This is a genomic window from Corynebacterium sp. MSK122 (genome assembly GCF_030229435.2).
GTDB lineage: Bacteria > Actinomycetota > Actinomycetes > Mycobacteriales > Mycobacteriaceae > Corynebacterium > Corynebacterium marquesiae.
Genome location: NZ_JASPHV020000001.1, coordinates 1 through 13,033, shown reverse-complemented (window position 1 = coordinate 13,033; position 13,033 = coordinate 1). Strand labels below are relative to the sequence as shown.

General features: G+C 59.7%; 10 protein-coding genes and 1 pseudogene. 10 read left to right on the top strand and 1 reads right to left on the bottom strand.

The window, feature by feature from the left end:
- Window positions 1-3: 3 nt before the first annotated feature.
- Window positions 4-1,233: a mannose-6-phosphate isomerase, class I gene (manA, locus tag QP934_RS00055; RefSeq protein WP_419126457.1), complete on the top strand. Its 1,230-nt coding sequence runs from the start codon at window positions 4-6 to the stop codon at window positions 1,231-1,233.
- Window positions 1,234-1,476: 243 nt separating this feature from the next.
- On the opposite strand, the gene QP934_RS00050 is transcribed toward manA, so the two are convergent.
- Window positions 1,477-2,265 carry a hypothetical protein gene (locus QP934_RS00050; RefSeq protein WP_419126456.1) on the bottom strand — a complete coding sequence of 263 codons (789 nt, stop codon included), beginning with the start codon at window positions 2,263-2,265 and terminating at the stop codon, window positions 1,477-1,479.
- A 248-nt stretch (window positions 2,266-2,513) separates the two neighbouring features.
- On the opposite strand from QP934_RS00050, the gene QP934_RS00045 reads away from it, so the two are divergent.
- From QP934_RS00045 to QP934_RS00005, 9 genes and pseudogenes are all read left to right on the top strand, one after another.
- Window positions 2,514-2,867: a DUF4259 domain-containing protein gene (locus QP934_RS00045; protein WP_049378757.1), complete on the top strand. Its 354-nt coding sequence runs from the start codon at window positions 2,514-2,516 to the stop codon at window positions 2,865-2,867.
- An 81-nt stretch (window positions 2,868-2,948) separates the two neighbouring features.
- Window positions 2,949-3,563, top strand: coding sequence for a dTMP kinase (locus QP934_RS00040; RefSeq protein WP_198492663.1), 615 nt, complete (start codon window positions 2,949-2,951; stop codon window positions 3,561-3,563).
- A gap of 3 nt (window positions 3,564-3,566) precedes the next feature.
- Window positions 3,567-4,259 (top strand): MtrAB system response regulator MtrA, encoded by a 693-nt coding sequence (mtrA, locus tag QP934_RS00035; RefSeq protein ID WP_419126455.1) that lies wholly within the window; start codon window positions 3,567-3,569, stop codon window positions 4,257-4,259.
- Window positions 4,260-4,327: 68 nt separating this feature from the next.
- A complete protein-coding gene (gene mtrB / locus QP934_RS00030) occupies window positions 4,328-6,118 on the top strand; it encodes an MtrAB system histidine kinase MtrB (RefSeq protein WP_419126454.1) in 1,791 nt (596 codons plus the stop codon).
- Between the two features lie 2 nt (window positions 6,119-6,120).
- Entirely contained in the window at window positions 6,121-7,854 is a 1,734-nt protein-coding gene (lpqB, locus tag QP934_RS00025; protein ID WP_419126453.1) for an MtrAB system accessory lipoprotein LpqB, read from the top strand.
- Between the two features lie 36 nt (window positions 7,855-7,890).
- Window positions 7,891-8,517, top strand: coding sequence for a ComF family protein (locus tag QP934_RS00020; RefSeq protein ID WP_419126452.1), 627 nt, complete (start codon window positions 7,891-7,893; stop codon window positions 8,515-8,517).
- Window positions 8,518-8,662: 145 nt separating this feature from the next.
- Window positions 8,663-9,307: a ribosome hibernation-promoting factor, HPF/YfiA family gene (gene hpf / locus QP934_RS00015; protein WP_049378762.1), complete on the top strand. Its 645-nt coding sequence runs from the start codon at window positions 8,663-8,665 to the stop codon at window positions 9,305-9,307.
- A 224-nt stretch (window positions 9,308-9,531) separates the two neighbouring features.
- Window positions 9,532-12,117, top strand: a complete 2,586-nt coding sequence (gene secA / locus QP934_RS00010; protein WP_337887741.1) for a preprotein translocase subunit SecA — start codon at window positions 9,532-9,534, stop codon at window positions 12,115-12,117.
- Between the two features lie 163 nt (window positions 12,118-12,280).
- Window positions 12,281-13,033 (top strand): annotated as a pseudogene (locus QP934_RS00005) (IS3 family transposase); the annotation flags it as partial.

The window sequence follows — 13,033 nt, the reverse complement described above, 5'->3', positions numbered from 1 at the left end:
CACATGCAGCTGTTGCACAGCGCCACCCGCAACTATTCCTGGGGCTCGCGTACCCTTATCCCGCACCTGCAGGGCCAGCCCGATGCCGATAAGCCCGTCGCAGAGCTGTGGTTCGGCGCCCACCCCGGCGACCCTTCCACGGTGGATGGCCGACTGCTCAATGAGGTCATTGCAGAGGATCCGGCAGGGCAGCTAGGTAGCCGCGTATCTGCCGAGTACGGCGAGCGCCTGCCCTTCCTCCTCAAGGTGCTTGCGGCCGAGGAGCCGCTGTCCTTGCAGGCGCACCCGTCAAAGGCGCAGGCAGAAGAGGGCTTTGCCCGCGAAAACGCCGCCGGGATCGAACTCACCGCGTCTAATCGCAATTACAAGGACGATAATCACAAGCCCGAGCTCATTGTCGCGCTCACGGATTTCTATGCCATGGCCGGCTTCCGCCCCTTGGCGCGCACCCGCGAGCTTTTTGCCGCCCTTGAGTGCCCTGAGCTGGACCACTACGTTGCCATGCTTGACGACGACCCCTCGGCAACCACCGAGTCCGCCAACCTGCGCGTCCTTTTCACCACGTGGATTACCATTCCCTCTGCCAAGCGCAAGGAGCTCATTTCCGCCATTGTTGCCGCCGGCGAGCGCCTGATAGCTGCGGACCCGGCCGATTGGAAGTCCCGCGTTATGTCCACGGTGTTGGATCTCAACCAGCGCTACCCAGGCGATATCGGTGTGCTGGGCGCATTGCTGCTCAACCACATCGAGCTCTCACCCGGCGAGGCCGTCTACCTAGATGCCGGTCAGCTCCACGCCTATGTCTCTGGCCTCGGCGTGGAGATCATGGCGAACTCCGATAACGTGTTGCGCGGTGGCCTGACGCCTAAGTTCGTGGACGTTCCAGAGCTGGTCAAGGTCTTGACTTACGCCGCTGCCGACGAGCCGCGAGTGCAACAACAAGATAAGTCCGCCCAAGACAATGTCCACGATGCTGCCGCATGGTCGTACCCGGTACCCATCGAGGAATTCCTGCTAGACCGCGTGGAGCTCACCGGTTCGTCTTTTGTGGATCTTGATTACGACGGCCCGACCATCGCCCTGTGTACCGCAGGTTCCGCAACCTTTACCGACGCTGCGGGCAAGACCCTCACCGCGACCCCAGGCCAGGCAGTCTGGCTGCCAGCCTCCGAGGGTCTTGTTACCGCTACTGCGGAATCCGACGCCGCGGATCTCTTCGTCGCCCGCGCCTAGTCCGCGTTTAGCCCACGCGAGCACGCTTCGCCGCCGCCCTTTGGTTTCAAGCGAAGCGTGCTTTTCAGTCTTCGTTACGGCCGCATTTCGGCCGGTTCCTTCAATTTTCAAGTGCACATTGTGGCTGCGTCGTAATGACCGCATTCCTGCGCATACAAAGCAAGCACGTTTCCTCGATTTTCTGCCTTTAGAATCGAGGAAACGTGCTTGCTTTGTTCGTCTACGGCGAGAACCGGCTCCGAATTAGCGCGAAGGCGTCGCTTCGTTCGGAGCCTGCTGGGCTGTGGCAGGTGCCTGCTTGGTTGGCACCAGGTCGGTTGGCTCTTGGTTCTGATCGGCGGAAGGTCGCTCTGCAGCGACATGGCCGGAGAGCTGTTCTTGCTCCGCCTTCTCGGCCTCGTGTTGCTCCGTGCCGGCTGGTTCTTGGACTGAGGTGTCGGAATCCTTGCCCGAGTTATCTTGCACGCCAGGCGCCTCAGGTGAGGGCTGTGGGGTAGACGGGGCAGTGGTGGTCGGCGGGGTGGTGCCGCCCTGGTTGTTCTGCGGGGCGCCCGTAGACTGCGAGCCGTTCTGGTTACTCGGGTAATCGGGTGTCAGACGCTGATTGCCCTGGCCGGTACCTTGACCACCTTGGGTGGTGTTATTGCCTTGCGGGGAGGTGCCCTGCGGGGAGATATTCTCCGGGCGGTATACCTTGGTGGGCTGGGTTGCTGCCTGTGGGCGCATGACCGCATTAGGGGCGAGAAACGGATCGTTGTTGTGAGGCTGCTGGTGCTTGGCATCACCGGACGAGGCGGTGGAACTCGTAGCATGCGTGGAGTGCTGCTTTGAAGGTGAACGGTCCGTGGAAGAAGTGGTGGTCTCCTCGGCTGCGGTGTGGGTCGGGGAGACGGAGGTGGTCGCGGACTGATCCGCGGCATTGGAATAGTTGGCACTCGGCGAGCTCATACGCCAGACGGCGACTCCGACGACGGCCGCGGCGATCAGTCCGGCCACAATGAACACGTAGACGCGGCGCGAATCTGGCTTCATCGTGGCTGTCCTTTCTACGAGGCGGGCCGTTACAGCCCAAGGGGGGAGGGCGATACAGCGCCCCGGTAACAAGTTGGTAACGAGACTATCATGTTTGGGAAACATTGCGACGGCGTCGCAATTCTGTGATAAGTAAACAAAAAGGCAGTCCGCGGGCGTAGAAGGCCATGCAAACCTTTTCATCGTCTGCTTTCTTTCGCCAAGAAAGCGTGTATAAATGGCGCTGAAAGCACCGAAGGAGTCAAAAAGTGAGTACTTGGGACGAAAATATTTTCAGCACGGACCTTAACGTCGATTTCTTGGACGAGATGGCAAACCTCGATGAAGAAGGGGTAATTCGCGCCGTCGAGGATGCCTGCGAGGTCGCACACAGCAAACCAGAACTCAGCGAAGAAGAGGAACAGAATGCTCAAGCGGCGGCCACCATTGCTGCCATTTGGGCTGGTGCGCCCTTTAGCGCGGGCGAAGTTGTCGAAGACTACCCCTATATTAGGGAACTGGTGGGCTCTGGCAGCGAGACCTTGACGGAAAATGCCCTCGAGGTGCTCGAAAACGTCGAGGAAGAATATGACCTCGAGCCTTTCATTGAGGCCCTGTCCTAAGCCGAACCTGCTGCCTGCGGCAGCGGTCGCGAGACAGCGGCCCCGCGGATGAAATAACAGAAGGGAAGATAGCCCACACCTATGCTGATCAGCATTGAAGGAATCGACGGTGCCGGTAAAAATACGTTGGTCTCCGCACTCAAGGAGTCGTTGGACCGGCCCGTAGAGGTTATTGCCTTTCCGCGCTATGCAGATTCGATTCACGCGCAGCTAGCGCAGAAGGCACTCTATGGAAAGATGGGCGACCTCACGGATTCGGCTTATGCCATGGCGACGCTATTCGCGTTGGATCGCTATGGCGTTAAGGACCAGCTGCAGCGCGCCAAGGAATCTGACACTGTGGTGCTCCTAGATCGTTACGTGGCCTCCAATGCGGCGTATTCGGCGGCGCGGCTCGAAGACGATGCGGTGATGGAGTGGGTGCACGATCTGGAATTTGGCACCCTCAGCCTGCCGCAGGCGGACCTGCAAGTGTATTTGGATACGGCGGTAGAGGTGGCGTCGGAAAGAGCGCAGGCACGAGCCCAAGCGGACGCCAGCCGGGAACGCGACCGTTACGAACGCGATGGCGGGTTGCAAGAACGCACTGCTGCGGCCTACCGGCGCCTAGCGGATGCGGGCTGGGGTGGACGCTGGATCGCTACCGCCGATGCGGATACTATTATTTCAGCGATAAAAGACCTTGTAGGAGAATAAAACGTGGCGCCCAAGATTTTGGTTGTCGATGACGATCCGGCTATCTCAGAGATGCTGACCATAGTGCTCGAGTCCGAGGGACTCAAGCCCATTCCGGTCATGGACGGCAATGACGCCGTGCCTGCCTTTGAGCAGCACGAGCCGGACCTCATCCTGTTGGACCTCATGCTTCCGGGCATGAACGGCGTAGATATTTGCCGTGCCATCCGCCGTGAATCCTCCGTGCCCATCGTTATGCTGACCGCCAAGACCGATACGGTTGATGTGGTACTCGGCCTTGAATCCGGCGCAGATGATTACATCACCAAGCCATTCAAGCCCAAGGAACTCATCGCTCGCATCCGTGCGCGCCTGCGTCGCACCGATTCTGCGGAATCTGGAATCCTGGAGGTTGCGGACCTTGTCATTGATGTGCCGGAACATACTGTTCGCCGCACCGATGGCACCGAGCTGAACCTGACCCCGCTGGAGTTTGACCTGCTGCTGGAGATGGCGCGCCGCCCCGGCCAGGTACACACGCGTGAATCGCTGTTGGAATCCGTGTGGGGCTATCGCAATGCTTCTGATACCCGCTTGGTAAATGTGCACGTCCAGCGCCTGCGTGCCAAGATCGAGCACGATCCGGAAGATCCGCAGATTGTGCTGACCGTGCGCGGCGTGGGGTATAAGACCGGCAAGGCCGGCGCCGGGGAGTAAGGATCATCGGCATCATTGAGCGTCTAAGGCGCATTCGAGACGCCTTCATTACAACGTGGCGCACCTCTTTGCAGGCGCGCGTCATTGGCATGATCTTGGTCGCCTCCTCGGTGGTCATGATCATCTTGGCCTACGCGCTGGTGTCCGTGCTTACCCAACGCCTGGTCAGCCAGAAAGAAGACGTGGCCCAACAGGAGCTGGAGCGCGCCCGCACGGCTGTGGAACAGCAGATTGATGCCACCAGTTCCGCCAATTCGGTGCAGGTACGCATCAACTCTGCGCGTGCTGCGTTGGGCCAGCTCTCCGCCCAGCAGGGCGATACCCAGACGGTCTATGAGCCAGTCATCGTGGTGGAAAACCAGGATGGCTCTGTTACCACTTCGCCCGAGGATTTCCCGGTGCCGGATCAGTTGCGGGAGATGGTGGATCAAGGCCAGATTGCGCAGCAGTATTTCCCGGCGCCGCGCGAAAATGGTGATTACTACAACGCTTTGCTGGTAGGCACGCCTACCGATACCGATATTCCCCATACGCAGGTCTACCTGGCGTTGTCCATGGAATCGGAAGAATCCACCATGGCGTTGATGCGCGGTCTGCTTTCGGCGGCCGGTGTGGTCGTCGTGGTGCTGCTGGTGGGCATTGCCTGGCTAGCTACCCAGCAGGTAATTACGCCAATTCGCTCGGCCTCGCGCATTGCGCAGCGCTTGGCGGCGGGTCATTTGAAGGAGCGCATGGCCGTCGATAGCGATGATGAGATGGGTCGCTTGGCCGCGTCCTTCAATAACATGGCCGATAAGCTTTCCTCCCAAATTGCACAGCTGGAGGAGTACGGCGATTTGCAGCGGCAGTTTACTTCTGACGTCTCCCATGAGCTGCGCACCCCATTGACCACCGTGCGCATGGCCGCGGACATGATTGAGGCGGAGAGCGATAGCCTGCCGTACGGCGCCCAGCGCGCTTCCCGCTTGATGTCGAGCGAACTCGACCGCTTCGAGGAATTGCTCGCGGACTTGCTGGAGATTTCTCGCCACGATGCTGGTGTGGCGGATTTGTCTACGGCAGCCATTGATCTGCGCTCGTGTGTGGAGGCGGCCTACGGGCAGGTGGAGCATTTGGCCCGCGAGCTCGACGTGGAGGTCCAGCTCAACCTGCCGGAGGAGCGCATCGGAGTCGAGGCCGATTCCCGCCGCCTTGAGCGCATCTTGCGCAACCTTCTGGCCAATGCCATTGACCACTCGGAGGGCAATCCAGTGGCGGTAGACGTCGCAGCCACGGATACTGCGGTGGGCGTTACCGTTACGGACCATGGCGTGGGCTTAAAACCTGGCCAGGAAGAGCTGGTTTTCAACCGCTTCTGGCGTGCGGATTCTTCCCGCAAACGCCATTCTGGCGGCACCGGTTTGGGCCTGGCTATCGCCCGCGAGGATGCCGTCCTGCACGGCGGCACGCTAGATGCCACCGGCTACGAGGGATTTGGTTCTCGCTTCCGCCTCATTATTCCACGCACCCCGAATACCGAGGTGGGCGAGGCTCCCATCGCTGTGGAGATTCCCGGCGCACCCGTCACCAGCACTGCGGATGGTAGTGAGCTGGCAGAATCGCGACCAGAACCCGATGCTGCAGCTGCAGAAGCACCGGGCCCTGGCGCCACCGAGCCGGATGGCGGGCCCGTTTCTGCAACGCCGGCCATTTCATCCGGCATGAGCTCACCGCACGTCGAGAAGAGTGACAGGGACACCGATGGTGAGGTAGAAGGCGATGGCATCCTCTGGCCTTCGGAACGTGAGCTTAACCGCGGCGCGGCCGCCCCGGACAGGCGCGCCTATAAGGCTCCGGACTTTGAGGGCAGGAGGAAATAAGCGTGTTGAGAGCGAAGTATCGCAAGACCGCAGTTGTCGGCACCGCAGCGGCCGTGCTTTTTGTCAGCGGTTGTTCCACCCTGCCGAATAACACCGGTCCGCAAGTAGTCGGTACCTACCAGCAGCAACCGGAAGGCTCGGAAGGAGTCATTGCACCGCAACCCGGCGATGACCCGGACTTGACGTTGCGCGATTTCTACCAGGCTTCCGCCGTGCCGGGAAACGACCATGAGGTCGCGCGCGGCTTTCTGACCGATAACGCCCGCGAAGCCTGGGACGCCAGCGGCGATGTGATGGTGGTCGATAGCTTGGACATCGTTACCGCGCCCGCTAGTAAGCAAAGCTCGAGGGATAATGAGCGTGCCTTCACGGTGCGCGGCACCATCATCGGCCGCCTTAAATCCGGCGGTGCGTACGTGCCGGAAAATGAGGGCTACGAGGCCGTCATCTACATGAAGATGCAAGACGATAGATGGCGCGTCGATGGTTTGCCGGCCGGAGTAGTAATGGAGCGCAATGAAATGCGCAATCACTACACCCCGCAATCGCTGTACTTCTTTAAGCAGAGCAACGATGTGCTGGTTCCAGACCGTCGCTGGCTGTATAAGGGTGGCGAACAATCGGAGTCGACGCTCCTTACGCTGTTGATGGAGGGACCTTCAGCTAGCATTGCGCCCGCTACCCGCCGGGCAGCGGGGGAGAAGGTCACCTTCGCCGGCTATGACCGCGAACAGGGCTACCAATTCGAGGGCCTTGCTGACCTGGACTCCCGTGATCGCACGCTCTTTGCGGCCCAGTTGGTGTGGACGCTTACGGAAGCCGGCCATACCGGGCCCTTCAAGGTCAAGGCCGATGGCGGTGACTTGGTGGAGGGCATGGATAGCCTGAGCGTGGATGACTTCGCGGACTATAACCCGGAGGAAAGCAGCACCTCTTTGTCTAAGCTCTACGCCCTCAATGAGGGCAACCTGCTCGAGGTAGACGATGGTGTGGCCGAGCACGTGGATTCCACGCTGGGCAGCAGTGGTGACGTGCAATCTGTGGATGTTGCCGATAGCGGCCTTGTTGCGGCCGTGCGCCGCAAGTCTAATAATGACTTTTCTCTGCAGATAGGCGAGCTTGACGGCCAGCTGCAGGATTCGGTGGACGGACCCACACTGGCACGACCGACCTTCGAGTACAACGGGCAAGCCGCCTGGACCGTGGTCGATGGCGATCGCATCGTGCGCGTGGTGCGCTCCAAGACTACAGGCCGCATCACCGAATCCGAAGTGGATGCCCGCAGCATCGACGATATTGAGGGCGAAATCTCCGTTATCCGCTTGTCCCATAGCGGTGCGCGCGTGGCCATGATTATTGATGGACACGTGTATATCGCGGCCGTTGCTCAATCCAGCAGCGGTGATGAGCGCATCGTCAACGCCCGCGAGGTAGGCCCCGAAGTATCCGGCTCGGCACTTTCGCTGGACTGGAATGCGGATGGCTCGCTCATCGTTGGCACTTCCTCAAGTCAGTCGCCCGTATGGCGCATCGAGCAGGATGGTTCCTCGGCTTCGACCATGCCTACCGGCAATATCACCGCCCCTGTGGTGGCCGTGGCAACCTCGCCTACCAAGCTCTTTATTACTGATTCTCACGCCATGCTTGAGCTTCCTTCCACCGTCATGGACGAAACCAACTGGCGCGAGGTCTCCGGCCTGCAGGGCCGGCGTTCTTCCCCTATCGTTTCTAATTAGCCGCCAGAGGGCCTGCGCGGCTGGGGAGAGGCGAGTATGAGCTTGGGGGAACTTATTTTTCCGCGTGCCTGCGCTGGCTGCGGCGCGCCGGGTGAGGTTTTGTGCCCACAGTGCCGCGATCACTTGCGGCAGCTGCCCTACATGGTGGCACGACCCCGGCTACTGGGCGCGCCTGTCTATGCTCTCGGCCCTTATTCCGATATTCGTCGCCGCATCATTATTGGCATGAAGGAACGAGGCAATCAGCCGGTTCGCGAGTACGTGGGCGCCGTCTTCGCGGCTGGGTTGGCCCATCTGAGCGCCCGCGGCGATATTCCGCGCGAGTTCACCCTCGTTCCCGCGCCTACTCGGCCGCGTTCGGCGCGGGCACGCGGGGGCGATCCGGTGTCCGCTGTGTGTCATGCCGCGGCGCAGCACCAGCGCGTGGGCGTGTGCGCGGCGCTTACCATGGGCCAGTCCACCGCGGACCAGTCCGAGCTCAATGCCCAGGATAGGTGGGCAAACCTGCAGGGCCGAGTTCGCGTGCGCACCCCAATTGCGCAGGTCCCTGTATTGCTTGCCGACGACGTCATTACCACCGGTGCCACCCTCGCCGCGAGCATCGCCGCCCTGCAGGCCGCGGGTGTAGAAGTCTGCGGGGCATTGGTCTTTGCGGATGCCTAGATAGGGCCGGTACCTACCCTCGAGGTGGGGGAGCGGATTGAAAATCCACCCTCTCAGGTCATAACCAGTGCTATCATGAGGAGTGTCACAGAGAGATAGTTACTGTGATTGATTCTAGTCCCCACTACTCAAGGGAGGCATCTCAATGTCCCAGCCAAACAAAGCTCAGGTAACGATTACGGGCCGCAACGTCGAGGTTCCCGAACACTTCCAAGAGCGAGTTAACGACAAGCTGGCCAAGATTGAACGCCTTGACCCCACCCTGACCTTCTTCCATGTGGAGCTACAGCACGAACCAAACCCGCGCCGTGACTCCGAAGCGGAGCGCATTCAGATTACCGCTACCGGTAAGGGGCACATTGCCCGCGCCGAAGCCAAGGAAGATTCCTTCTACGCAGCGCTTGAAACCGCCTTGGGTAAGATGGAGCGCTCCCTGCGCAAGGTGAAGGTGCGCCGTGAAAACGTCAAGAGTGGTCACCGGGCGCAAAAGGGCACCGGTGAGATTGCTGCTGAGATGGTGGCCCAAGCCGAGGCTGAGCGCGCCAAGGAAGAGCGCTACGTTGACCCTTATGCTGAGACAGTGGAGGACGTTCGACCAGGCCAGATCGTGCGTACTAAGGAGCACCCGGCTACCCCGATGAGCGTGGATGATGCCTTGAGCGAGATGGAGCTGGTGGGCCACGACTTCTTCCTCTTTATTAATGAGGAGAACAATAAGCCGTCCGTGGTCTATCGCCGCCACGCCTACGACTACGGCATTATCTCCCTATCGGAAGACGCTGAAGCTTAAAGAAGCTTCTACTTCTCTTAGTTAATGACCCTGCTGCGTGTATGCAGCAGGGCCGAATTTGTGGTTAGGAGAGGGGCGCCGGCAAGCAGGTTCCGGGGGATATACAGGCTGAACGGAGGCTGTGCGCTTGCCCTAGGTGCTAGGCGGGAGATGCTTTGTGAAAGCGAGTGAGTACAATAGCGACGAGTTAACTTTATTGTCGCGACTAGAAGGACTAACTAACCGTGTTTGGACTTTCCAAGCTGCTGCGCGCGGGCGAGGGCCGTACGGTCAAGCGCCTGGGCAAAATGGCAGACGATGTAATTGCCCTTGAGGATAAGTACGCGGAGCTTTCGGACGACGAGCTTAAGGCAAAGACCGACGAGTTTAAGACTCGCCTGCGAGACGGCGAGGAGATGAATGACATCTTGCTCGAGGCTTTTGCCACCGTCCGTGAGGCTGCTTGGCGCGTCCTCGATCAGAAGCACTACCGCGTGCAGATCATGGGCGGTGCGGCCCTGCACTTCGGCAACGTCGCCGAGATGCGCACCGGTGAGGGAAAGACCCTGACCTCGCTGCTGCCCGCCTACCTCAACGCTCTTGATGGCAAGGGCGTCCACATCGTGACCGTTAACGATTACTTGGCAAAGCGCGACGCCGAGATGATGGGCCGTGTCCACCGCTGGCTTGGTCTGTCCGTGGGCGTCATCCTGTCTGAGATGCGCCCGCCAGAGCGCAAGGCTGCCTACGATTGCGACATTACCTACGGCACCAATAATGAGCTGGGCTTTGACTACCTGCGCGATAACATGGTCCGCTCCCTTAATGATGTGGTCCAGCGCGGCCACAACTTCTGCATCGTGGACGAGGTTGACTCGATCCTTATCGATGAAGCCCGTACCCCACTCATTATCTCCGGCCCGGTTGACGGTTCCTCTCAGTTCTACAGCGTCTTTGCTCAGCTAGCACCGCGCATGCGCGAAGGCATCCACTACGAGGTGGACCACAAGAAGCGCACCATCGGCGTGCTGGAGGAGGGCGTGGAATACGTCGAGGATCAGCTCGGCATCGATAACCTCTACGCCCCCGAGCACTCCCAGCTGGTGTCCTACCTGAACAACGCCCTGAAGGCCAAGGAGCTTTTCACCCGCGACAAGGACTACATCGTTCGCAATGGCGAAGTCATGATCGTGGACGGCTTCACCGGCCGCGTGCTGGCCGGACGCCGCTACAACGAGGGCATGCACCAGGCCATTGAGGCCAAGGAGCAGGTGGAGATCAAAAACGAGAACCAGACCCTGGCTACCGTTACCCTGCAGAACTACTTCCGCCTGTACGAGAAGATCTCCGGCATGACCGGTACGGCAGAAACCGAGGCTGCCGAGCTGCACTCCATCTATGGCCTAGATGTGGTGCCGATTCCTACCAATAAGCCGAATCAGCGTGCCGATCACTCCGACCGCATCTACAAGACGCAGGAAGCTAAGTTCGCCGCTGTAGTGGACGATATTGCCGAGCACGTCGAGTCCGGCCAGCCGGTTCTGGTCGGTACCACCTCCGTGGAGCGCTCCGAGTACCTGTCCCAGCTGCTGTCTAAGCGCGGCATTAAGCACAACGTGCTCAACGCTAAGCACCACGAGGAAGAGGGTCAGATCATCGCCCGTGCGGGCCGCCCCGGCACCGTCACTGTGGCTACCAATATGGCCGGCCGTGGTACCGATATCGTGCTCGGTGGCAACCCTGAGGTCATCCTCGATGAGAAGCTGCGTGAGCGCGGCCTCGATCCATTCGAGGATGAAGAGAAGTACCAGGAGGCCTGGGAAGCAGAAATCGATTCCGAGAGGGAGCGCTCCCAGAAGCTGGGTGACCAGGTGCGCGAGGCCGGTGGCCTCTACGTGCTGGGTACCGAGCGTCACGAGTCCCGCCGCATTGATAACCAGCTGCGTGGTCGTACTGGCCGCCAGGGTGACCCGGGTGAGACCCGCTTCTACCTGTCCATGCGCGATGAATTGATGGTGCGCTTCGTGGGCCAGTCCATGGAGAACATGATGAACCGCCTCAATGTGCCGGACGATGTCCCCATCGAAGCCAAGATGGTCTCCAACTCCATCAAGGGCGCCCAGGCGCAGGTGGAGAACCAGAACTTTGAGATGCGTAAAAACGTCCTTAAGTACGACGAGGTGCTCAACGAGCAGCGCAAGGTGGTCTACGCTACCCGCCACGACATCCTCGATGCCGGCGATATTCAGCACAATATTCGCGGCATGATCGATGACACCGTGTCCGCTTATGTCGCCGGCGCTACCGCCACCGGCTACGTGGAGGACTGGGATTTGGACGCGCTGTGGAATGCGTTGGATTCCCTCTACGGCCCCACCATTTCACATGAGGAGCTGGTGGAAGGCTCCGAGTATGGTTCCCCGGGTGAGCTTTCTGCTGAGCAGCTTCGCGACGCCTTGGTACAGGACGCCAATAATGAGTACGACAAGCTCGAAGAGTCTGTGACCGCCATTGGCGGCGAGCAGCAGATGCGCAATACCGAGCGCATGGTCATCCTGCCGATCATTGACCAGAAGTGGCGCGAGCACCTCTATGAGATGGACTACCTCAAGGAGGGCATCGGCCTGCGCGCGATGGCGCAGCGCGACCCGCTGGTGGAATACCAGAAGGAGGGCGGTGAGATGTTCAACGCCATGAACGATGGCGTGAAGGAAGAGACCGTCCGCCAGCTGTTTATGCTGCGCAAGCAGTTCAAGCAGCAGGAAGAGGAGCAGGCCGGCGAATCCGCTGCTACCGCTTCCGGCAACGGCGAGGGCACCGTAGAGGCATAGGTCTCGGCGTCTTTCCTTCAACCACGCCCAACCCCGTCCCGCCCCCGCTTGTGATTGAACTGCTCCCCATTAGTTGGACTGAGAAATTAGTTTCCGATTAATGGGGAGTAGTTTTCATTGAGAGCTCGAAGTTTGGTGAGTGAGCATCAGCGGGAGCAGTTGGTTGAACTATTTGAGCAAGGCATGGGCTATCGTGCCGCTGCTACTGCTCTTGGTGTCTCCAAATACGCCGCCCGTATGCTCTGTCGTCGGTTTAAACTGCATGGCAGACTATGTCTTGTGGAAAAACCGACTAAGCAGCAGTATTCGTTCGAAATCAAGAAGGAAGTTGTCCAACGCCACCTTTCTGGTGAGACAGCGATGAATCTTGCGCGCGAGTTTGGCCTGTCATCAGAGAATCTGGTCAGCGGATGGTCGAGGAAATGGCGTAATGGTGGCGATGAGGCACTAAAACCGAAGCCGAAGGGCAGGCCCAAGGGCTCGGTCACGCCGAAGCCGCTCTCGGAGGAAGCGAAACTGCGTCGCCAGATCGCGCGGTTGGAAGCGGAAAACGCATATCTAAAAAAATTGCGGGACTTGAGGAATCAGGGACACGCCTGAAAGTTCAGGCGATTGTCATCCTCAAGTCACGGCATCGTCTGCAATACCTTTTGGATGCGGCAGGCATGCCGAGATCAACGTTCTTCTACCACCAGAAACGACTGCGCGAGCCGGATAAGCACGCTGCGCTCAAAGACGCGATCTTAGAAAGCTTCGAGCGTAACAAGCATCGCTACGGCTACCGACGAGTGCTACTTGACCTGCGCAACCAGGGGTGGGTGGTCAACCACAAGCTCGTCTACAAACTCATGAGCGAAATGGGGCTTCGAGCCAAGGTCCGCCGGCGCAGGCCCTATGTTTCTTATAACGGGACGAC